Source organism: Streptomyces sp. NPDC098789 (assembly GCF_044759975.1).
Taxonomy (GTDB): domain Bacteria; phylum Actinomycetota; class Actinomycetes; order Streptomycetales; family Streptomycetaceae; genus Streptomyces.
This window is the reverse complement of record NZ_JBIWAJ010000023.1, coordinates 36,283-56,813: the sequence shown is the minus strand read 5'-3', so window position 1 is coordinate 56,813 and position 20,531 is coordinate 36,283. Positions and strand designations below refer to the sequence as shown.

At 73.6% G+C, this 20,531-nt stretch carries 18 protein-coding genes; 12 read left to right on the top strand and 6 right to left on the bottom strand.

What is annotated here, in order from left to right; translation table 11 throughout:
- Positions 1 to 8 precede the first annotated feature (8 nt).
- The 6 genes from ACIQWR_RS34455 to ACIQWR_RS34430 all read left to right on the top strand — a co-directional run bounded on the left by ACIQWR_RS34455 (position 9) and on the right by ACIQWR_RS34430 (position 8,789).
- A complete protein-coding gene (locus tag ACIQWR_RS34455; RefSeq protein WP_404017899.1) occupies positions 9 to 1,601 on the top strand; it encodes a hypothetical protein in 1,593 nt (530 codons plus the stop codon).
- Positions 1,602 to 1,619: 18 nt separating this feature from the next.
- Entirely contained in the window at positions 1,620 to 2,246 is a 627-nt protein-coding gene (locus ACIQWR_RS34450) for a TetR family transcriptional regulator (protein WP_404018094.1), read from the top strand.
- A 145-nt stretch (positions 2,247 to 2,391) separates the two neighbouring features.
- A complete protein-coding gene (locus tag ACIQWR_RS34445) occupies positions 2,392 to 4,590 on the top strand; it encodes a molybdopterin oxidoreductase family protein (RefSeq protein ID WP_404017896.1) in 2,199 nt (732 codons plus the stop codon).
- Between the two features lie 73 nt (positions 4,591 to 4,663).
- Positions 4,664 to 6,175: a CitMHS family transporter gene (locus ACIQWR_RS34440; RefSeq protein WP_404017893.1), complete on the top strand. Its 1,512-nt coding sequence runs from the start codon at positions 4,664 to 4,666 to the stop codon at positions 6,173 to 6,175.
- Positions 6,176 to 6,270: 95 nt separating this feature from the next.
- Positions 6,271 to 7,683 (top strand): aldehyde dehydrogenase family protein, encoded by a 1,413-nt coding sequence (locus tag ACIQWR_RS34435; RefSeq protein ID WP_404018091.1) that lies wholly within the window; start codon positions 6,271 to 6,273, stop codon positions 7,681 to 7,683.
- 26 nt (positions 7,684 to 7,709) lie between these two features.
- Positions 7,710 to 8,789, top strand: coding sequence for a Zn-dependent alcohol dehydrogenase (locus ACIQWR_RS34430; RefSeq protein ID WP_404017890.1), 1,080 nt, complete (start codon positions 7,710 to 7,712; stop codon positions 8,787 to 8,789).
- A 443-nt stretch (positions 8,790 to 9,232) separates the two neighbouring features.
- On the opposite strand, the gene ACIQWR_RS34425 is transcribed toward ACIQWR_RS34430, so the two are convergent.
- Positions 9,233 to 9,877: a TetR/AcrR family transcriptional regulator gene (locus ACIQWR_RS34425; protein WP_399266762.1), complete on the bottom strand. Its 645-nt coding sequence runs from the start codon at positions 9,875 to 9,877 to the stop codon at positions 9,233 to 9,235.
- A 102-nt stretch (positions 9,878 to 9,979) separates the two neighbouring features.
- Here ACIQWR_RS34425 and ACIQWR_RS34420 point away from each other — a divergent pair, with 102 nt between their 5' ends.
- From ACIQWR_RS34420 to ACIQWR_RS34410, 3 genes are all read left to right on the top strand, one after another.
- A complete protein-coding gene (locus ACIQWR_RS34420) occupies positions 9,980 to 11,137 on the top strand; it encodes an acyl-CoA dehydrogenase family protein (RefSeq protein ID WP_404017887.1) in 1,158 nt (385 codons plus the stop codon).
- A gap of 163 nt (positions 11,138 to 11,300) precedes the next feature.
- Positions 11,301 to 11,615 (top strand): YiaA/YiaB family inner membrane protein, encoded by a 315-nt coding sequence (locus tag ACIQWR_RS34415; RefSeq protein WP_404017884.1) that lies wholly within the window; start codon positions 11,301 to 11,303, stop codon positions 11,613 to 11,615.
- A gap of 72 nt (positions 11,616 to 11,687) precedes the next feature.
- Positions 11,688 to 12,314 carry a TetR/AcrR family transcriptional regulator gene (locus ACIQWR_RS34410; RefSeq protein WP_404017881.1) on the top strand — a complete coding sequence of 209 codons (627 nt, stop codon included), beginning with the start codon at positions 11,688 to 11,690 and terminating at the stop codon, positions 12,312 to 12,314.
- A gap of 28 nt (positions 12,315 to 12,342) precedes the next feature.
- Here ACIQWR_RS34410 and ACIQWR_RS34405 read toward each other — a convergent pair whose 3' ends face one another.
- The gene (locus ACIQWR_RS34405) at positions 12,343 to 12,804 is read right to left on the bottom strand and encodes a MaoC family dehydratase (protein ID WP_404017878.1); all 462 of its coding nucleotides are present in this window, start codon (positions 12,802 to 12,804) and stop codon (positions 12,343 to 12,345) included.
- Between the two features lie 196 nt (positions 12,805 to 13,000).
- On the opposite strand from ACIQWR_RS34405, the gene soxR reads away from it, so the two are divergent.
- Positions 13,001 to 13,459: a redox-sensitive transcriptional activator SoxR gene (gene soxR / locus ACIQWR_RS34400; protein ID WP_385782756.1), complete on the top strand. Its 459-nt coding sequence runs from the start codon at positions 13,001 to 13,003 to the stop codon at positions 13,457 to 13,459.
- Here soxR and ACIQWR_RS34395 read toward each other — a convergent pair.
- The 4 genes from ACIQWR_RS34395 to ACIQWR_RS34380 form a co-directional block, all read right to left on the bottom strand.
- Complete coding sequence (locus ACIQWR_RS34395) at positions 13,441 to 14,208, bottom strand: 3-keto-5-aminohexanoate cleavage protein (protein ID WP_404017874.1); 768 nt, start codon at positions 14,206 to 14,208, stop codon at positions 13,441 to 13,443. The genes soxR and ACIQWR_RS34395 overlap by 19 nt on opposite strands.
- Positions 14,209 to 14,311: 103 nt before the next feature.
- Entirely contained in the window at positions 14,312 to 14,857 is a 546-nt protein-coding gene (locus ACIQWR_RS34390; protein WP_404017871.1) for a hypothetical protein, read from the bottom strand.
- 139 nt (positions 14,858 to 14,996) lie between these two features.
- Positions 14,997 to 16,346 (bottom strand): serine-threonine protein kinase, encoded by a 1,350-nt coding sequence (locus tag ACIQWR_RS34385; protein ID WP_404017868.1) that lies wholly within the window; start codon positions 16,344 to 16,346, stop codon positions 14,997 to 14,999.
- Positions 16,347 to 16,500: 154 nt separating this feature from the next.
- Entirely contained in the window at positions 16,501 to 17,754 is a 1,254-nt protein-coding gene (locus tag ACIQWR_RS34380) for an exo-beta-N-acetylmuramidase NamZ domain-containing protein (RefSeq protein WP_404017865.1), read from the bottom strand.
- Between the two features lie 111 nt (positions 17,755 to 17,865).
- Between ACIQWR_RS34380 and ACIQWR_RS34375 the strand changes: the two genes are divergently transcribed.
- Both ACIQWR_RS34375 and ACIQWR_RS34370 read left to right on the top strand, forming a co-directional pair.
- Positions 17,866 to 18,705, top strand: a complete 840-nt coding sequence (locus tag ACIQWR_RS34375; protein ID WP_404017862.1) for an SDR family oxidoreductase — start codon at positions 17,866 to 17,868, stop codon at positions 18,703 to 18,705.
- Positions 18,702 to 20,489, top strand: coding sequence for a class I adenylate-forming enzyme family protein (locus ACIQWR_RS34370; protein WP_404017859.1), 1,788 nt, complete (start codon positions 18,702 to 18,704; stop codon positions 20,487 to 20,489). Before ACIQWR_RS34375 ends, ACIQWR_RS34370 begins: the two co-directional genes overlap by 4 nt.
- Positions 20,490 to 20,531 lie beyond the last annotated feature (42 nt).

Below are 20,531 nucleotides of genomic sequence, written 5' to 3'. Positions count from 1 at the left end.
CGAGCTTGATGAGTCCGGCACTGCCGCCGCTACAGGCACTCTCCGTACTGCCGACACCTGCGGTGCCGCCGGTGCTGTCCACCGGTGCGATATCGGTGCCGGGCCCGACACCGATATCCGCTCCGAACGGAGCGTGGAGCGCTCTCGCCGATCACCTCGCCGATCACCTCACCGATCGCGTCGGCGATCACCTCCCCCCTCAACCCGCCGATCCGCTCACCACCCTCGCCCACGGCATCGGATCGCAGCACGACCTGCCCATCTCGCCCTTCTACGCCTTCGCCGGCGCCTTCACCGCACTCTTCGTCTCCTTCCTCGCACTCGGCCTCCTCTGGTCCACCTCCCGCTTCCAGGGGTCGCGCTCCGGCCGCCCGCTGCCCGCCGCCGTCCAGCGGGTGGCCGACGCGCCGGCCACCCGGACCGCGCTGCGCGTCCTCGGACTCGCCGCCGCCCTCTTCGTCCTGCTGCACCTCCTCCTCGGTCCCGACGACCCCGCCCGCAATCCCGCTCCCGGCGCCGTCTACGTCCTGTTGTGGGTCGGTCTCGTCCCCGCCTCCCTCCTCCTCGGCCCCGTCTGGAGCCTGCTCAACCCGCTGCGCACCCTGCACCAGCTGTTGCACCGGCTGCCGCACGGGCTGCTGCGCCGGATCCCGACCGCTCGCCTCGGTCCGGCCGTGCACGACACCCCGCCGCGCCGCGCCATCCCGACGGCCGACCGCACTCCGGTCTCCCGCCGCGGCCCCGCGAAGCCTCCTCATCCCCTTCCGTCCTGGCTCGGCCTCTGGCCCGCCGCCATCGGCCTCTTCGGTTTCACCTGGCTCGAACTCGTCTCCCCGGACCCCGCCTCACGCACCACCCTTCTGACCGCACTCGTCGTCTTCGTCACCGTCCAACTCGGCCTCGCGGCCCGCTTCGGCGAATCGTGGTTCGCCGAGGGTGACCCCTTCGAGGCCTACTCAACGCTGCTGGCCCGTTTCTCCCCGCTCGGCCGTCGTGACGACGGCCGCCTCGTCCTGCGCAACCCCTTCCACGGGCTCGACGCGACGCCCGAGCGGCCCGGACTCGTCGCCACCGTCTGCGTCCTGCTCGGTTCGACCGCCTATGACGGCTTCTCCGACAACCCCTCGTGGATCAACACCATTCAGACCTCCCCCCTCGGCCGCACCCCCGCGGCCACGCTCGGACTCCTCGGCTCCGTGGCCCTCGTCGCCACGCTCTACTGCCTCTGTGCGGCGGCCACCCGCCTGGTCTCCGGCCCGCTGCCGGGTCCCCTGACCGCCTTCGCCCACTCCCTCCTTCCCATCGCTCTCGGTTACCTCACAGCCCACTATTTCTCCCTGTTCGTCACCGAAGCGTCACGCACAGTAATCATCGCGGGGGGTGTTGATCCCGCCCCCGCTCCGGCCCCACCTCTGGATCCGGGCGGTCTCGCCGCCCTCCAGGTCGTCGCCGTCGTCACCGGCCACGTCCTCGGGGTCGTTGCCGCGCACGACCGGTCCGTGCGGCTCTTCCCGCCGGCCCGGGCCGTGGCCGGGCAACTGCCCCTGCTCGCGTTGATGATCACGTACACCGTCGGGGGGCTGAGCCTCCTGCTGAACTGAGAACCGAGGACCGGCATGATGGACCCCGTGCCTCCAGCCCACCCCCTGCGCCGCGCCCCGATCCAGCAGCGCAGCGCCGACCGGCTCGCCCGGATCCTCGACGCCTGCGCCGAACTCCTCGACGAGACCGGTTACGAGAACCTGAGCACCCGGGCCGTCGCCGTCCGCGCTGGCGTGCCGATCGGCTCGGTCTACCGCTTCTTCGGCAACAAGCGGGCCATGGCCTACGCCCTCGCCGAACGCAACCTGGACCGCTACGCCGAAGGCATCACCGCGCGGCTCGCCGAACTCCCGGCCGTGCACTGGCGCCCCGCCGTCGACGCGGTCCTCGACGAGTACCTCGCGATGAAGCGCACCGTTCCGGGCTTCGCCCTGGTCGACTTCGGCGTGCCCCCGCCGCCCTCGACCGAGGCCGCCGACCCCGCAGACCCCAACGACCTGGTCGCCGCCCGCCTCACCGAACTGCTCTGCCTCCACCTGGGCCGTACCCCCGACGCGACCTTGCGGCGGGTGGTGCTGATCGCCGTCGAGGCCACCGACGCCCTCGTGCAGCTCGCCTTCCGGGCCGCCCCGTCCGGAGATCCCGACATCATCGACGAGATCCGCGCGATGATGCACGCCTACCTCGCCAGGGTCCTGGACTGACGGATCCCTTCCGCGCCCGGCCGGCCTCCCGCGCGCAGGCGGACGCCGCCGATTCGCTGAGGCAGGGGACTCCCCAGCGTCCGTACCGGTCGGTATGCTCAGGCCGCCCGCGTGTCGCCGCAGCCCGCTGTCCTCAGGAGGGCCCATGCCCCGTACCGCCCTGCGCATCTGCCCCCTGTGCGAGGCCACCTGCGGCCTCACCCTGACCATCGAGGGAACCGCGGTCACCAGCGCCCGCGGCGACCGGGAGGACATCTTCAGTCGCGGGTTCATCTGCCCCAAGGGCGCTGCCTTCGGCGCCCTCGACGCCGACCCCGACCGGCTGCGCACCCCGCTCGTCCGACGCGACGGCAAGCTCCAGGAAGCCACGTGGGACGAGGCCTTCGACGCCATCGCCGCCGCGGTTCCCGCACTCATCGGGCGCTACGGCCCCCAGTGCACCGGCGTGGTCCTGGGCAACCCCAACACGCACACCATGGCCGGCGCCCTCTATCCGCCGGTGCTCCTGAAGGCGCTCGCCACCCGGAACCTCTTCACCGCCAGCACCCTCGACCAGATGCCCAAGCACGTGTCCAGCGGCCTGCTCTTCGGCGACCCCTTCGCGATCCCGGTGCCGGACCTCGACCGGACGGATTTCCTGCTGCTCATCGGTGCCAACCCGGTCGAGTCCAACGGTTCCCTCTGCACCGCCCCCGACTTCCCCGGGCGGCTCAAGGCCCTGCGCGCCCGCGGCGGCACCCTCGTCGTCGTCGACCCGCGCCGCACCCGCACCGCGCGCCTGGCGGACCGCCACCTCGCCCCGCGCCCCGGGAGCGACGCCCTGCTGCTCGCGGCCCTCGCGCACACGCTGCTCGTCGAGAAGCTCACCGACCCCGGAGTGCTCGCGGAACACCTCGAAGGGATCGGGGAACTCTCCGATGCCCTCCGCGCGTTCACCCCGGAAGAGGTCGCACCCGCCTGCGACCTGGCCCCGGACGACATCCGGCTCCTCGCCCGTGAGCTGGCCGCGGCACCGACCGCCGCCGTCTACGCGCGCATCGGCAGCTGCACGGTCGCCCACGGAACCCTGGCCAGCTGGTTGGTAGACGTACTGAACATCCTCACGGGCAATCTTGACCGTCCCGGCGGCGCGCTGTTCCCGCTCTCCGCGACCGCCGCGGCGCCCCGACCCGCCGCGCCCGGCCGGGGGTTCGCGCTCGGCCGCTGGGCGAGTCGGGTCTCCGGCCATCCCGAGGCCAAGGGCGAACTGCCCATGGCCGCCCTCGCCGAGGAGATCGAGACCCCGGGGGAGGGGCAGGTCCGGGTGGTGATCTCCGTCGCCGCCAACCCGGTGCTGTCCGCTCCCGACGGGGACCGGCTCGACCGGGCGCTGTCCGGGCTCGACTTCATGGTCTCGGTGGACCCGTACCTCAACGAGACCTCGCGTCACGCCCATGTCGTCCTGCCCCCGCCGCCGCCCGCGCAGAGCGCCCACTTCGACTTCGCCTTCAACGGCTTCGCCGTACACAACCAGGCCCGCTACTCGCCCCCCGCCGTCCCGCTGGAGGAGGGGCGGATGGACGAGTGCGAGATCCACGCCCGGCTGATCCTCGCCGTCACCGGGCGGCACGGGATCGATCCCGGGAGCGTGGACGCAGCCGTCATCGCCGACACCTTGGCGCGGGCCGCCGCCGACCCGCGGTCACCGCTCTCCGGCACCGAACCGAGGGAGCAGGCCCACCTGTTGGCGGGGCGCAACGGACCCGAACGACGGCTCGACATGATGTTGCGCCTGGGGCCTTACGACCTCGTCCTCGACGACCTCCGCACAGCGCCGCACGGCGTGGACCTCGGCCCGCTCGCCCCCCGCCTGCCGGGCCTGCTCAAGACCCGCAGCGGCCGGATCGAACTCCTGCCGGGCCCGATCGCCGCCGAGCTGCCCCGGCTGCGGGGAGCCCTTGCCGAACGGCCCGACGCCCTCGTGCTCGTGGGTCGCCGCCACCTGCGGTCCAACAACAGTTGGCTGCACAACGTCCCGTCGCTGACCGGCGGTTCCAACCGCTGCACCCTCCACGTCCATCCGCAGGACGCCGGACGCCTGGGGCTCGCCGACGGCGGCCGGGCCAGGATCACCGCCGACGGCGGCAGCCTGGAGGTTCCGGTCGAGGTCACCGACGCGATCCGCGCCGGCGTGGTCAGCCTTCCGCACGGCTGGGGCCACGACCGTCCCGGCACGCGCCTGGGTGCGGCCGCGGTGGTGCCCGGAGTCAACGTCAATCAGCTCCTGGACGGCTCCCGGCTCGACCCGCTGTCGGGTACCGCCGTGCTCAACGGTTTCCCCGTGGAGCTGACGCCCCTGCCCTGAGCTGGGGTTTTGCTCGTATTGCTCACGCGTCGACGTCTTGTTGGGGTTACCGGCGGACACCTACCTTCCCAGCATGCTGACCTTCCTCGGCTTCGCCATGATCGCGACCTTCCTGGTCCTGATCATGATGAAGAAAATGTCGCCGATCGCGGCGCTCGTCCTCATCCCCGCGCTCTTCTGCGTGTTCGCCGGCAAGGGCGCGCACTTGGGCGACTACGTCATCGACGGCGTCGGAAAGCTCGCGCCGACCGCAGCCATGCTCATGTTCGCCATCGTCTACTTCGGCGTGATGATCGACGTGGGCCTCTTCGACCCGATCGTCCGCGGCATCCTGTGCTTCTGCAAGGCCGATCCGATGCGCGTGGTGGTCGGCACGGCGGTGTTGGCCGCCATCGTCTCGCTCGACGGGGACGGGTCGACCACCTTCATGATCACGGTGTCGGCGATGTACCCGCTCTACAAGCGACTCGGTCTCAGCCTCGTGGTCATGACCGGGGTCGCCGCCACGGCCAACGGCGTCATGAACACGCTGCCGTGGGGCGGCCCGACCGCCCGCGCCGCGACCGCGCTCAAGTTGGACGCGGGCGACATCTTCGTGCCGATGATCCCGGCCCTGGCCGCTGGTCTGGTATGCGTCTTCGTCCTGGCCTACGTGCTCGGGCTGCGCGAGCGCCGCCGCGTGGGCGCGCTCGCCCTGCCGGGGGCGGTGGACGACGAGAAGGCCGCCGGCAGCGTGGAAGCCGTGGCCGACGTCGAAGCCTCGGCCGGGGCCGAGCTCCTGGTCGTGGCCGGTACGGGCGCCACCGGGTCCGGTGCCACTACGTCCGGCACCACTGCGTCCGGCGCCGCCAGCGCCAGCGGTGCGGGCAGTGCGGGCGGTGCGGGCGGTGCGGGTGGTGCGGGTGGTGCGGCGTCCACCGTCCCCGTCGCGGAGGAGGACGGGTTCCAGGGGCTGGATCCTCACCGGGCCACGCTGCGGCCGCGGCTCTACTGGTTCAACGCCGCCCTCACCGTCGGGCTGCTCACCGCCATGATCATGGAACTGCTCCCCATCCCGGTGCTCTTCCTCCTCGGTGCCGCCCTCGCGCTCACCGTCAACTACCCCAACATGGCGGACCAGAAGGCCCGGATCGCCGCGCACGCCGACAACGTCCTCAACGTCGCGGGCATGGTCTTCGCCGCCGCAGTCTTCACCGGTGTCCTCTCCGGGACCGGCATGGTCAAGGACATGGCGGGCTGGCTGGTCAGTGCCATCCCCGACGGCATGGGTCCGCACATGGCGCTGGTCACGGGGCTGCTGAGCCTGCCCCTCACCTACTTCATGTCCAACGACGGCTTCTACTTCGGTGTCCTGCCCGTCCTCGCCGAGGCCGGCGCCGCGCACGGTGTCTCCCCGCTCGAGATCGCCCGGGCCTCGCTGGTGGGCCAGGCCCTGCACATGTCCAGCCCGCTCGTCCCGGCGGTCTACGTCCTCGTCGGCATGGCCAAGGTCGAATTCGGCGACCACACCCGCTTCACGGTGAAGTGGGCCGCCCTGACCTCGCTCGTGGTCCTGGGGGCGGGGATGCTTTTCGGCATCATCTGACCCTGGCGCCCACAAAACTACCGACGCTAGTTTGTAGGCTGGCCGCGAGGTCCATGCGGTCCATGCGGTTCATGCTCGCGCTCGGGAGGAATGCGATGAAGGCCCACGACGGGATGTACATCGGCGGGGAATGGCGGCCCGCCGTCGGACGGGACCGGATCGACGTCGTCAACCCGGCCGACGAGCAGGTCATCGGCAGCGTTCCGGCCGGGACCGAGGAGGACGTGGACGCGGGTGTCCGGGCCGCCCGCGCCGCCCTCCCCGGCTGGGCGGCCACCCCGCCCGCCGAACGGGCCGCGCGGATAGCCGCCCTGCGGGACGTCCTGGTCGCCCGCAAGAGCGAGATCGCGCAGACCATCACCGCGGAACTCGGCTCCCCGCTCGGTTTCTCCGAGATGGTCCACGTCGGGGCGCCCATCGCCGTGGCCGACTCCTTCGCCGAGCTGGGCGCGACGTACGCCTTCGAGGAGCGGCTGGGCAACTCCACCGTTCTCCTCGAACCGATCGGTGTCGTCGGGGCCATCACCCCCTGGAACTATCCCCTGCACCAGGTCGTTGCCAAGGTGGCACCCGCTCTCGCCGCAGGCTGCACCGTCGTCCTCAAGCCCGCCGAGGACACCCCGCTGACCGCACAGCTCTTCGCCGAAGCCGTGCACGAGGCGGGCATCCCCGCCGGCGTGTTCAACCTGGTGACCGGCACCGGACCCGTCGCCGGACAGGCGCTGGCCGCCCACCCCGGGGTGGACCTCGTCTCCTTCACCGGCTCGACCGCCGTCGGCAAGCAGATCGGCGCCACCGCGGGCGCCGCCGTGAAGCGCGTCGCCCTCGAACTGGGCGGCAAATCGGCCAATGTCATCCTGCCCGGGGCCGACCTCGCCAAGGCGGTCGCGGCCGGCGTCGGACACGTCATGAACAACACGGGCCAGAGCTGCAATGCGCTGACCCGGATGCTCGTCCACCGCGACGACTACGAGGAAGCCGTCAGCCTCGCCGCCGCCGCGGTCGCCAAGTACCCCACCGGCGACCCGTGCGACCCGGCCACCCGCCTCGGCCCGGTCGTCAACGCCAAGCAGCACGACCGCGTCCGCGGCTACATCGCCAAGGGCGTCGAGGAAGGCGCCCGCCTGGTCGCCGGCGGCTCCGACGCTCCCGCGGAGCGGGGCTACTTCGTCGCGCCCACCGTCTTCGCGGACGTCACCCCCGACATGACCATCGCCCAGGAAGAGATCTTCGGCCCCGTTCTGTCGATCCTCGCCTACGACGACGAGGACGAGGCCCTGGGCATCGCCAACGGCACCGTCTACGGTCTGGGCGGCGCGGTGTGGGCGGCGGACGAGGCGACCGCCGTCGCCTTCGCGCGCCGCATGGACACCGGCCAGGTGGACATCAACGGAGGCCGCTTCAATCCGCTCGCTCCCTTCGGCGGCTACAAGCAGTCCGGCGTGGGTCGCGAGCTGGGCCCGCACGGCCTGGCCGAGTACCTCCAGACCAAGTCCCTGCAGTTCTGAGCCCCGGAAACACGGAGACGACGACCATGGTCCGCGCCGCCATCCTGCCCGCCATCGGAGCGCCCCTGGAGATCCGGGACATCGTGCTCCCCGATCCCGGACCCGGGCAGGTCCGGGTCAAGCTCACCGCCGCCGGGGTCTGCCACTCGGACCTCTCCCTCACCGACGGCACCATGAGGGTGCCCGTACCCGCCGTCCTCGGCCACGAGGGCTCCGGCACCGTGCTCGCCGTCGGCGAGGGCGTCACCCACGTCGCCCCCGGGGACGGGGTGGTCCTCAACTGGGCCCCGTCCTGCGGGCAGTGCCACCACTGCTCCATCGGCGAGGTGTGGCTCTGCGTCAACGCCCTCGCGGGCGTCGGCGCGGTCTACGCCCACGACGCCCAGGGCGCCGAGCTGCACCCGGGGCTCAATGTGGCCGCCTTCGCCGAGGAGACCGTCGTCGCGGCGAACTGCGTGCTGCCCGCACCGGCCGGGGTCCCGCTCGCGGAGGCAGCGCTGCTCGGCTGCGCCGTCCTGACCGGTTACGGCGCCGTCCACCACAGCGCCCAGGTGCGCCCCGGCGAGTCCGTCGCGGTCTTCGGCGTCGGCGGGGTCGGCCTGGCCGCGCTCCAGGCGGCACGGATCGCGATGGCCGGTCCGGTCGTGGCCGTGGACGTCTCTCCGGCCAAGGAGGAACTGGCCCGTGCGGCCGGTGCCACCGAGTTCGTGCTGGCCTCCGACACCACCGCCAAGGAGATCCGGGCGCTCACCGGTGGCCGGGGCGTGGACGTCGCCGTCGAGTGCGTCGGCCGGGCCGAGACCATCCGCGGCGCCTGGGAGTCTACCCGCCGCGGCGGCCGTGCGACGGTCGTCGGGATCGGGGGCAAGGAACAGCAGGTCAGCTTCCACGCCCTGGAGATCTTCCACTTCGCCCGCACCCTCACCGGCTGCGTCTACGGCAACAGCGACCCGGCCCGGGACCTGCCGGTGCTGGCCGCGCACGTCCGGGCCGGGCGGCTCGACCTCGGTGCGCTGGTGACCGACCGGATCGGTCTCGACGGGATTCCGGCTGCCTTTGACGCGATGCTCGCGGGCAAGGGGGGTCGCTCCCTGGTCGTGTTCTAGGCCGTTCCCGCCGGACCCGGCCCGGCCGGAGCGACCCCGGCGCGCGTACGTTTCCGCGCGCCGGGACCATCGCCGTGCCCCGCGTTCCCACGGCCCGGGCGCAGCCCCCGCCCCGGGCCGGTGTGCGCCTCAAGCGCCGGCGGGGCTGGATGTGGCTGGGCTCGGTCATTGTCCTCCGGCCGGTGTGCGCCTCAAGCGCCGGCGGGGCTGGATGTGGCTGGGCTCGGTCTTTGTCCTCCGGCCGGTGTGCGCCTCAAGCGCCGGCGGGGCTGGATGTGGCTGGGCTCGGTCTTTGTCCTCCGGCCGGTGTGCGCCTCAAGCGCCGGCGGGGCTGGATGTGGCAGGGCTCGGCCTTCGTCCTCCGGCCGGTGTCCGCCTCAAGCGCCGGCGGGGCTGGATGTGGCTGCGTCGAACGCCCGCCGCGTCCCGCACCACCCGCCCCGCTACGTGCCCCGCAAGGCCTCGTGTTGGAGGGTCAGGCCGTCCAGTAGGGCCGTCAGGCCCGTTTCGAAGGCGGCCTGGTCGACCTCGCGCTGGCGCTCGGCCAGCAGGTGGGCCTGGCCCAGGTGCGGGTAGTCCGCGGGGTCGTACGCCGCCTCGTCGTCCACGAAGCCCCGGGCGAACGAGGCCACCGCCGACCCCAGGATGAAGTACCGCATCAGCGCGCCGATCCGCGTCGCCTGCGCGGGCGGCCACCCCGCCGCCGTCATCGCACCGAACACCGCGTCGGCCACCCGTAGCCCGGCCGGCCGGCGGCCCGGCCCCCGGGCCAGTACCGGCACGATGTGGGGATGGTCGGCCAGCGCGTCCCGGTAGGAGTGCGCCCAGTCGGCCAGGGCCGTGCGCCAGTCGCGCGGATCCCCCTCCTCGAACATCGACAGGTCGACGCGGGCGCTCACCGCGTCCGCGACCGCCTCCAGGATCTGGTCCTTGGTGCGGAAGTGGTTGTAGAGGGAGGGCCCGCTGACCCCCAGGGCCGCCGCCAGCCGCCGGGTCGAGACCGCCTCCAGCCCCTCCGCGTCCACGAGCGCACCCGCCGCCGTGACGATGCGTTCTCTGCTGAGGAGGGGCTTGCGCGGTCTGGCCATGCGCCACATAGTAGGCCTGTCCCGCTTAAACTACCGGTGATAGTTTAAGGGTCCGTCAGCGTGTCCGTCAGTGCGTCCGGCAGCGAGTCCGATGGGGTGGCCATGAACCTGGAACTCAGCGAGGAGCAGACCGCGGTCCGTCGCCTCGCCCGCGACTTCGCGGACCGCGAGATCGCGCCGTACGCCGCCGACTGGGACCGCGCCGAGAGCGTGGACCGGGCCATCGTCAAGAAGCTCGGCGCCGTCGGCTTCCTCGGCCTGACCGTCCCCGAGGAGTACGGCGGCTCCGGTGGCGACCACCTCGCCTACGTCCTGGTCACCGAGGAGCTCGGCCGCGCCGACTCCGCCGTGCGCGGCATCGTCTCCGTCTCCCTCGGCCTGGTCGCCAAGACCGTCGCGGCCTGGGGGAACGAGGAGCAGAAGCGGGCCTGGCTGCCGCGGCTGTGCTCCGGCGACGCCCTCGGCTGCTTCGGCCTCACGGAGCCCGGCACCGGTTCGGACGCCGGTAACCTCACCACCCGCGCCGCGCACGACCCCGCCACCGACACGTACACCGTCAACGGCGCCAAGACCTTCATCACCAACGGCACCTGGGCGGACGTCGTCCTCCTCTTCGCCCGCACCAACGACGAGCCCGGCCATCGCGGGGTCTCCGCCTTCCTGGTCCCCACCGACTGCCCCGGCCTGACCCGCCGCGAGATCCACGGCAAGCTCGGCCTGCGCGGCCAGGCCACCGCCGAACTCGTCTTCGCCGACGTGCGCGTTCCGGGCGCCGCGATGCTCGGCCCCGAGGGCAAGGGGTTCTCGGTCGCGATGTCCGCGCTGGCCAAGGGGCGGATGTCGGTCGCCGCGGGCTGCGTCGGCATCGCCCAGGCGGCGCTGGACGCGGCCCTCGCGTACGCCGCCCAGCGCGAGCAGTTCGGCAAGTCGATCGCCGGCCACCAGCTCGTCCAGGAGCTGATCGCCGACATCGGCGTGGACGTGGACGCGGCCCGGCTGCTCACCTGGCGGGTCGCCGACCTCATCGACCGCGGACTGCCCTTCGCGACCGAGTCCTCGACCGCCAAGCTCTTCGCCTCCGAGGCCGCGGTGCGCGCGGCGAGCAACGCCCTCCAGGTGCACGGTGGTTACGGCTACATCGACGAGTACCCGGCGGGGAAGCTGCTGCGCGACGCCCGCGTCATGACCCTCTACGAAGGCACCAGTCAGATCCAGAAGCTGCTCATCGGCCGCGCCCTGACCGGAGTTTCGGCCTTCTGACCCGCCTGTCGGGGCCTGACCCACCCGCGCGGGCCCGGCCCCCGGTGGCTCCGTGGGCGCCGCGCCGCCGCCGGCACGCGTGCGCGCGCCTGAGTACCGGGGCGAACGCACCTGAGTACGTGCGCGGATTACCCCGGCCGCGCCCGCTCGCGATGCTGGACCCATGAACGAGACACCGGTCAAGCAGCAGAACACGGGGGCCTATTACGGCCAGGCCGTCGCCTCCTTCGGCGTCGCCATGGGGGCCGTCGCCCTGGGGATCTACAACCTGGACGCGAACGCGTGGGTGCGGGCCTTCCTCGGCATCGCGGTGCTCTACCTCGTCACCTCCGCCTTCACGCTCGCCAAGGTGGTCCGTGACCGCCAGGAGGTGACCCAGATCGTCACCCGGGTCGACCAGGCCCGGATGGAGAAGATCATGACGGAGTACGACCCCTTCACGCCGCGGTCGGCGCCCAAGCCCGCGCAGGACCGCTAAGCGCTTGCTCACCCTCCGGTAAGGTGTTCACTTCCACACGGGGACGAGCACGGCGAAGAGGGTGAGCGGGCGATGGACATCGCGGACGAGGCGACGACCGGCGGCTACCAGCCGTGGTCGGAGGTCACCCCCGACGCCGCGCGCCGGCTGCTGCTCGCCGCCGTCGAGGCCTTCGCCGAACGCGGTTACCACGCCACGACCACGCGCGACATCGCGGGGCGGGCCGGGATGAGCCCGGCCGCGCTCTACATCCACTACAAGACCAAGGAAGAGCTGCTCCACCGGATCAGCCGGATCGGCCACGACAAGGCCCTGGAGATCCTGGAGACCGCCGCGGACGGGCCCGGCACCGCCGCCCAGCGGCTCGACGCCGCTGTCCGGTCCTTCGTGCTCTGGCACGCCGCGCACCACACCACCGCGCGGGTGGTCCAGTACGAGCTGGACGCCCTCGCTCCGGAGCACCGCTCCGACATCGTGGCGCTGCGCCGTCGCAGCGACGCCGCCGTCCGCCGGATCCTCGCGGACGGCGTCCGCGCGGGGGAGTTCGACGTGCCGGACGTGCCGGGCACCACCCTCGCCGTGCTGTCGCTGTGCATCGACGTGGCCCGCTGGTTCAGCACGGCCGGTCAGCGCACGCCCGACGAGGTCGGCGCCCTCTACGCCGGCCTCGTGCTCCGCATGGTCGGCGCGCGCCCGTAGTGCGCGCGGGCCGCCCCGACGCCGTGGCTCAGAAGTAGTAGCGGGACACCGTCTGCGCCACGCACACCGGCTTGTCGCCGCCCTCGCGCTCGATCGTGACCGTCGCCGCGACCTGCACCCCGCCGCCCGCCTCCGTGACCTCGGTGATCACGGCGGTGGACCGCAGGCGCGAGCCGACGGGCACGGGGGCGGGGAAACGGACCTTGTCCACCCCGTAGTTGATGCCCATCTTCATGCCCTCGACCCGCATCGTCTGCGGCACCAGGCTCGGCATCAGCGACAGCGTCAGGTACCCGTGGGCGATGGTCGTCCCGAAGGGGCCGGACGCCGCGCGCTCGGGGTCCACGTGGATCCACTGGTGGTCGCCGGTGGCGTCCGCGAAGAGGTCGACCCGCTTCTGGTCGATCTCCAGCCACTCGCTGGGCCCGAGCGGCTCGCCGATCCCCCCGCGCAGTTCCTCGGCGGACGTGAAGATCCTCGGCTCGGCCATGTGCGTGTTCCTGCCCCTCGACGACGACGGCGAACGAACTCAACGACTCGATCAACGAATAAGCGCTTGCTCAGCATGCTGGGACCACCTGCGTCTGTCAACGGACACCCGCGAGCGCCGCCGCCCGCCGCCCCGAGCCCCGCCGCCCGCCGACCTCCGGCCCCGACTCCCACACCCACCGACTACGCTCGGCCCGGTGCCGCAGATTCCCGAAAAAGTCCACGAACTCACCGTCGGCCAGCTGTCCGCGCGCAGCGGCGCGGCGGTCTCCGCGCTCCATTTCTACGAGACCAAGGGCCTGATCAGCAGCCGCCGCACCGCGGGGAACCAGCGCCGCTACACCCGTGACGCGCTGCGCCGGGTCGCCTTCGTGCGCGCCGCCCAACGCGTCGGCATCCCGCTGCTCACCATCCGCGAGGCGCTGGCCCAGCTCCCGGAGGAGCGCACCCCCACCCACGAGGACTGGGCCCGGCTGTCCGAGAACTGGCGCGCCGAGCTCGATCAGCGGATCAAGCAACTCGGGCGACTGCGCGACCACTTGAGCGACTGCATCGGCTGCGGCTGCCTCTCGCTGGAGACCTGCGTGCTGTCCAACCCGGACGACGTCTTCGGTGACCGCATCACCGGCTCCCGCCTCTACGTCACACCCCAGTAGCGGGACGCCCCGCCGGCGAGCAGGGCCAGCGCCACCGCCACCAGTTCTTCGTTGGAGCGGGCCGGGCGACCGTCCGGCAGGAGGAGTACGTCGCCCAGCCCGGTCCGAACCCATCGGTGCGGCCCGGCCCCCGCACCGCGGAGCAAGGCTCCCCAGGCGGCGGCATCACGGCCGTACACCAGCACCTCGCGCACCCCGCCCGCGGCACTCACGCCCACCCCGTCCCCCGCATCCCCGGCCCCCACCTCCACCACCAGCCGCGCCACTCCAGCCACCCCGGCCACCCACAGCGCCCCCTGCGGACCGCCCCCGGCGCCCCCCGGCACCACCGCGTCCACGGCCACCCCCCGCTCCGCCAGCGCGGCCGCCAGCGCCTCCGCCCCCGGCTCCGCGAAGTGCACCTCGGCCCGGTCGGGCAGCACCTCCCAGGACCGCACCCGGGCCACCCGCGCCCCGGGGTCGGTTTCCGTGCCCACGCTCGCGCACACCACCAGCGGCACCGCGACCCCGCCCTCCCGCAGCGCCCGGAGCAGCGGCCCGACCACCCGCGGCGACAGGCTCTCGCGCCCGCACGGGGTCCGCGGGCTCACCAGCACCTCCGCGGCCCCGGCGGCCACCGACCGCAGCGCCGACTCCACCAGCGCCCGCGGGGACATCGGCACCGCGGCCCCGTCGACCGCGGTCCGCGCCCCGTTCAGCGACACCTGCAGCCGGACCCGGCCGGCCCGCACGCCCCCGGCTCCCGTCACCGACCCGTACCCGCGCCCGTACCCCTACCGGTACCCGCGCCGGCCCCCGTACCCGCGCCCGTACTCCTACCGGCCCCCGTATCCGCCCACGCACCCGCGCCCGTCACGCCGAGTCCGCGAGCGCCGGTCTGGGCACCACGATCCCGCAGCCCGCGCACACCGGCCCCACCCAGTGGCCGGGCCCGGCCGGGGCGTTCCAGCGCAGCTCCTGGTCCCCGCACACCGGGCACGCCGTGCCCGGCTCCGACTCCAGCGCCTTCACCAGCCGTCGCAGCACCTCGCCCAGCGCGCCCTCCGGGCGGACGTCCGGGTCGGCGCACCGCACGACCGCCGCCTCGCCGCTCCACGCCCAGTCCGGACGCCGCAGCCCGTCGTGCTTCTCCCGGCGCCGACGCTCGGCGAAGTGGCGCTCGTACTCCAGCCACACCGCCCGCGCGTCCTCCAACTCCTCCAGCGCGGCGACCAGCCTGAGCGGGTCCGCGCCCCGGTCGTCGGGGCCTATCCCGTGCCGGTCGCACAGGTGCCACCAGGTCGCCCGGTGCCCGTACGGGGCGAAACGCTCCAGACAGCGGCGCAGTGAATGGCGCCGCAGGGCCCGGTCGTTGCCCGCGTCGCGCACCTGGTACGCCAGACTACGGAAACCCGCCATCACACCTGCACCTCCGTCGCGCTCGTGCCCGCACACGGCATCGAGTGACGTCCCATGTCCTTGATGTGCCCAACATGCCCGCCCGGGCGCGGGCGCATGCGGGGGCGGTCGAGGCGTGCGGGTGGCACATGGCCGGAAGTCAGCGCCCCACGCGCCCCGCCAGTGTGACCAGGCGGGCCAGTTCCTCGTGGCAGACGTCGCTGTGCGCCCCGGAAGGCGCCCCTCCGCGCCGCACCACGGACGCCGCGTCCACGCTCACGCACCCGCCGGTCGGGAGCCCGCCGCGCAGTGCCGCGTCCAAGGTCAGCCGTGCCGAGCCCGGCACCTCCTGGATGCCGTCGTGCCCGACCGCACCCCACCGGGCGTCGAAACCCGCGAAACCGGTCGCGTCCCCGGCCATCCGGGAGGCCAGCGGGTAGAACACCTTCAGGGCGGTGTCGAAGCCCGAATGGCAGGCGACCACCGGTCCGTCCACCCTCGTCTGGAGACCGTGCAGGTCGCCGGCGCCCGGGCCGAACGGCAGTCGGGCGGCGAACGCGTAGTGGGAGAAGGCCCCTTGGAGCAGGGTCACCGAGCGTACGGAACGCGGTCCGGCCGCCGGCACGGCGCGCAGCGCGAACGAGACCACCCGCGCCCCGAAGCTGTGCCCGATCAGGTGGACCCGCCGGCCCGTCCCGCCGCCCGGAGCCGGCGCCAACCCCGCCAGCACCGGGCCGAGTCCGTGCTCGCCGACGACCCCGGCGCGGTGCTTCATCCGGTAGTAGGTGGCCTGCCGCAGCAGCTCCTTGGCGCCGTTCCAGAGGGAGTGCGCGGCGGATCCCGCCGAGAGGCCCTGCGCCCCCGCCACCGGCGGTGCGCCGTCCAGCGCCCCGGTCTCCGCCAGTGCCTCCGTGAAGGCCCGGCACACCTCCAGCACGTCCTCGGTGAACATCAGCGGCACCCGGGCGGGCGCGGTCGCTCCCGGGCCCGCAGGTGCATTCGTACCGCTCAACTCCCGTATCAGTGCGCCGAATTCGATGAGGGAGGCGGCCGACTCCGGCTGCTCTTCGAGGAGCTGCGCCAAGCGGTCCAACTCGGCCTCCCGGCCCGGCCAGAACTCCCCGAGCGCAGACCGCGTCCGCGGATCCAACCGCACCGCGTACCCGGTGTCCGCGACCGCGCCCAGGTGTCCGAAGTCCGGCGGCGGATCGTCGGCGAAGACCATCGACGGCCAGAACACCCCCACGTACCCGGGCCGCACCCCCGGCCCCAGCAGACCGGGGAACGGCGCGAAGAAGTGGTCGTAGAGCTGGGTGGAGGTGGTCCGGTCGCTGTTCCAGCCGTGCGCGAAGACGAACAGGTCCGTCGCGTCCAGCCGGGCCACCGCGTCCCGGGACGCCGGATCCACGTCCCCGTCCGCGTCGAAGACCAGCTCCGCGTACGGCCGTACGCCCACACCGGCGGCCCCAACAGCCCCAGCAGCCGCGCCCGGCACTCCCGCACCCGCCATGACGTCCCCCTCCGCGTCGCACCGCCGGGCCGCGGCGCGGCCGGTGCCGACAGCATCCTGCGGGCACCCCCGACCGACCAGCCCCACGACCGCACCGACCGCACCGGCAGGTCCCCCCGGCAGGTCCCATGGGCACGTCCCCCCGGCACGCGCCTCAGGGATAGAGCAGGTACTTCTCCCGGACCGCGGCGAACCGCGCCAGCCCCGCCTCCCAGTCCGCCACGATCTCCGCTACCCCCGCCCCGGCGTCCACCATCAGCCGGACCCGGTCCGATCCGGTCAGCCGGTCGATCCAGTGGTCCGCGCGCCACGCGAAGCCGCTCCAACTGCTCCGCGCGCTCACCAGCAGCCCGATCCCGGTCCGCACCGGGTCGAAGACCTCCGGGTCGTGCACCAGCAGCCGCACCCCGCCGCACACCCGCCCGGCGTGCTTGGAGAAGGACGGGGTGAAGTACGCCTCCCGGAACCACACGCCCGGCAGCCCCAGCGCATCCGCCTCCCGCGCCCAGCGCCGGTCGACGCCCTCCGCGCCCAGCACCTGGAAGGGGGTGGTGGTGCCCCGCCCCTCGGACAGGTTCGTCCCCTCGAAGAGGCAGGTCCCGGCGTACGCGAGCGCCGTTTCCGGGGTCGGCACGTTCGGGCTCGGCGGCACCCACGGCAACCCCGTCGCCCCGAACCGGTCCCCGCGCCGCCATCCGGACAGCGCGACCGTGCGCAGCCGCACCGGGCGCGCCGCCAGGAACTCCCCGTTGAACAGCAGCGCCAGCTCGGCCGCCGTCATCCCGTGCGCGAGCGCGATCGGCTCCCGGCCCACGCCGCTGGCGTACGCCCGCTCCAGCACCGGACCGCGGGCCCGGGCCCCGCCCACCGGATTGGGCCGGTCCAGGACCACCAGGGCCTTGTCCGCCAGCGCGGCCGCCCGCATGCAGTCGTACAGCGTCCAGATGTAGGTGTAGAAGCGCGCGCCCACGTCCTGGACGTCGAAGACGATGGTGTCCACGCCGGCCGCCGTGAAGACGTCCGCGAGCGCCTGCCCGCTCTTGTCGTAGACGTCGTACACGGGCAGTCCCGTCGCCGGGTCGCGGGAGGTCCCCTCCGACCCGCCCGCCTGCGCGGTCCCGCGGAAGCCGTGCTCCGGCCCGAACACCGCCACCAGGCGCACCCGTTCGTCCGCGTGCAGTACGTCGACCAGGTGACGCGCGTCGGCGGTGATCCCGGTGGGGTTGGTCACCACCCCGACCCGCTGCCCGGCGAGCTCCGCGTACCCGCCGGCGACCAGCCGCTCCAGCCCGGTCACCACCCGCCCCGGCGTCCGGCCCCGCCCCGGCCCCGGCGCGGCGGCGCCCACCGCGCCCGCGGCCCCCAGTGCCCCCGCCACTCCCAGCAGTCCCCGTCGCGACAGATCCATCGGCCCACGCTAGGCGTCGGCACCCTTCCACCCCGGCATACCGACTGGTTAGTCTGCCGTCGACCGGCGCGATCCGGCGCGGGCGACGGCAGGCGACGAGGGGCGGACCCAGTGGGCACGGAGCAGCACGGCCGGCAGGAGCAGCACGAACCCGACCCGGGCCCGCACGGCGGCACGCTCGACGACCGGCGCGGACACCAGGGCGCGCGCGTCGTCGTCACCGGCGCGGGCGGCGGGATCGGCGCCGCCCTCGCGCACCGGTTCGCCGCCGAGGGCGCGACCGTCGTGGTCAACGACCTCGACCCCGCGAAGGCCGAGAGCGTGGCGGGGGAGATCGGCCCGTCGGCGATCGCGCTGCCCGGCGACGCCTCGGCCGTCGTGGCCGAGGCCCGCGAGGCGCTGGGCGGCACGGTGGACGTCTACTGCGCCAACGCCGGACTCGCCTCGGGCGGTGACGCCTTCGCCGACGAGGCCGTCTGGGACGCCGCCTGGCAGACGAACGTGATGGCCCACGTCCGGGCGGCCCGCGCGCTGCTGCCGCACTGGCTGGAGCGGGGCAGCGGCCGGTTCGTCTCCACCGTCTCGGCCGCCGGGCTCCTGACCATGATCGGAGCCGCGCCGTACAGTGTCACCAAGCACGGTGCACTCGCCTTCGCCGAATGGCTGTCGCTGACCTACCGCCACCGCGGGATCCGGGTCCACGCCATCTGCCCGCAGGGAGTGCGCACCGACATGCTGACGGCCGCGGGTTCCGCCGGCGAGCTGGTGCTCGCGCCGACCGCCATCGAGCCCGCGGCGGTCGTGGACGCCCTCTTCGACGGCATGGCGCAGGGCCGGTTCCTGATCCTCCCGCACCCCGAGGTCGCCGGATACGCCGCGGCCCGCGCCGCCGACCCCGACCGCTGGCTCAGCGGGATGAACCACCTCCAACAGAAGTGGGAGACCCGGTGACCCGGCCCGCGCACCAGGCCCCCGGGCCCGACGAGGAACCGCCCGCGCACCGGGCACCCCACCCGGAGCCCCCCGGCTCGCCCTACGCCGCGCGCCCCTGGCTCGGCCGGCTCACCGCCGCCCAGCGGGCCCCCGTGAGCCCGCCGCCGACCGTGCTGCACGCCTTCCGCGACGCCGTGGCCCGGGCCCCTGGCCGGACCGCGCTCGCCTACTTCGACGGGCGGATCGACTACGCCGGGGCGGACGCGCTCTCCGACTCCGTCGCCGGGTACCTCGCCGGGCGCGGGGTGCGGGCGGGGGACCGGGTCGCGGTCATGCTCCAGAACACCCCCCACTTCGTGCTCGCCGTCCTCGCCGCCTGGAAGGCCGGGGCCGTCGTGGTCCCGCTCAACCCCATGTACAAGTCCGCCGAGGTGGCGCACGTCCTGCGCGACTCCGGGGCCGCCGCGCTGGTGTGCGAGCGCCGCGCCTGGGCGGCGTACCTGGAGGGGACCGTCGAGGGCACGGACGTGCGCACCGTGCTCACCGCCCGCGACCTGGACTTCCAGACCCGCGGCGACACGCGCGTCCTGGACCCGGACCCGGATACGGACACGGGCCCGGACACGGGCCCGGACACGGGCCCGAACACGGACCAGGGCCCGCCGGTGCCGGACGGCATCGCCGAGGACTTCCTCGCGGTGGCCCGCCACGGCCACCGCGCCCCCGCCTTCCCGGAGACCGGCCCCGCCGACACCGCGCTGATCAGCTACACCTCCGGCACCAGCGGCACCCCCAAGGGCGCCCTGAACCCGCACGGCGCGATCACCCACAACGCGGAGCGCCAGGTGAGCGCCCACCCGGTCCCCGAGGGCGCCACCTACTTCGCCCTCGCCCCGCTCTTCCACATCACCGGCCTGGTCTGCGAACTCGCCGCCTGCTTCCGCAACGCGGGCACCCTCGCCCTGGCCCACCGCTTCGACGCCGGCGTGGTCCTGGACGCCTTCCTCGAACACCGCCCGGCCTACACCGTCGGCCCGGCCACCGCCTTCATGGCGCTCGCCGCCCACCCCGGCGCCACCCGTGACCACTTCACCTCGTTCCGGGTGATCTCCTCCGGCGGGGCCCCGCTGCCGCCCGCGCTGGTCGAGCGGCTGCGCGCCGCCTTCGGCTTCTACCTCCGCAACGGCTACGGGCTCACCGAATGCACCGCCCCCTGCGCCTCCGTGCCCCCGCACCTCGAAGCGCCGGTCGACCCGGCCTCCGGCACCCTCTCCGTCGGCGTCCCGGGCGCGGACACGGTCGTGCGCATCCTCGACGAGCGCGGCGCCGAGGTGCCGCTCGGCGAGAGCGGGGAGATCGCCGTCCGCGGGCCCCAGGTGGTGCCCGGCTACTGGCGGTTGCCCGCCGACACGGCCAAGGCCTTCCCGGGCGGCGAACTGCGCACCGGGGACATCGGCTTCATGGACGCGGATGGCTGGCTCTATGTGGTCGACCGCAAGAAGGACATGATCAACGCGTCCGGTTTCAAGGTCTGGCCGCGCGAGGTCGAGGACCTCCTCTACACGCACCCGGCCGTCCGTGAAGCCGCCGTCGTGGGCGTTCCGGACCCTTATCGGGGGGAGAGTGTGAAGGCGTACGTCAGCCTTCGCCCCGGTATGTTCGTGGAGCCCGCCGAACTGTCCGCGTACTGTGCCGAGCGCATCGCCGCGTACAAGTACCCGCGCCAGGTCGAGATACTGCCTGTTCTCCCCAAGACGACCAGTGGCAAGATCCTGCGACGGGAACTGCGCGAGCGCGGCTGAAAACCAGCGGTGGGCGCGTCGCGTTCGAAGGTGAAGGCGAAG

What these genes read in the sequence shown, in the direction of transcription:
- ACIQWR_RS34455 (WP_404017899.1), top strand. Translation starts at nt 9, where the DNA reads ATGAGTCCGGCACTGCCGCCGCTACAGGCACTCTCCGTACTGCCGACA.
- ACIQWR_RS34450 (WP_404018094.1), top strand. Translation starts at nt 1,620, where the DNA reads ATGGACCCCGTGCCTCCAGCCCACCCCCTGCGCCGCGCCCCGATCCAG.
- ACIQWR_RS34445 (WP_404017896.1), top strand. Translation starts at nt 2,392, where the DNA reads ATGCCCCGTACCGCCCTGCGCATCTGCCCCCTGTGCGAGGCCACCTGC.
- ACIQWR_RS34440 (WP_404017893.1), top strand. Translation starts at nt 4,664, where the DNA reads ATGCTGACCTTCCTCGGCTTCGCCATGATCGCGACCTTCCTGGTCCTG.
- ACIQWR_RS34435 (WP_404018091.1), top strand. Translation starts at nt 6,271, where the DNA reads ATGAAGGCCCACGACGGGATGTACATCGGCGGGGAATGGCGGCCCGCC.
- ACIQWR_RS34430 (WP_404017890.1), top strand. Translation starts at nt 7,710, where the DNA reads ATGGTCCGCGCCGCCATCCTGCCCGCCATCGGAGCGCCCCTGGAGATC.
- ACIQWR_RS34425 (WP_399266762.1), bottom strand. Translation starts at nt 9,877, where the DNA reads ATGGCCAGACCGCGCAAGCCCCTCCTCAGCAGAGAACGCATCGTCACG.
- ACIQWR_RS34420 (WP_404017887.1), top strand. Translation starts at nt 9,980, where the DNA reads ATGAACCTGGAACTCAGCGAGGAGCAGACCGCGGTCCGTCGCCTCGCC.
- ACIQWR_RS34415 (WP_404017884.1), top strand. Translation starts at nt 11,301, where the DNA reads ATGAACGAGACACCGGTCAAGCAGCAGAACACGGGGGCCTATTACGGC.
- ACIQWR_RS34410 (WP_404017881.1), top strand. Translation starts at nt 11,688, where the DNA reads ATGGACATCGCGGACGAGGCGACGACCGGCGGCTACCAGCCGTGGTCG.
- ACIQWR_RS34405 (WP_404017878.1), bottom strand. Translation starts at nt 12,804, where the DNA reads ATGGCCGAGCCGAGGATCTTCACGTCCGCCGAGGAACTGCGCGGGGGG.
- ACIQWR_RS34390 (WP_404017871.1), bottom strand. Translation starts at nt 14,857, where the DNA reads ATGGCGGGTTTCCGTAGTCTGGCGTACCAGGTGCGCGACGCGGGCAAC.
- ACIQWR_RS34385 (WP_404017868.1), bottom strand. Translation starts at nt 16,346, where the DNA reads ATGGCGGGTGCGGGAGTGCCGGGCGCGGCTGCTGGGGCTGTTGGGGCC.
- ACIQWR_RS34380 (WP_404017865.1), bottom strand. Translation starts at nt 17,754, where the DNA reads ATGGATCTGTCGCGACGGGGACTGCTGGGAGTGGCGGGGGCACTGGGG.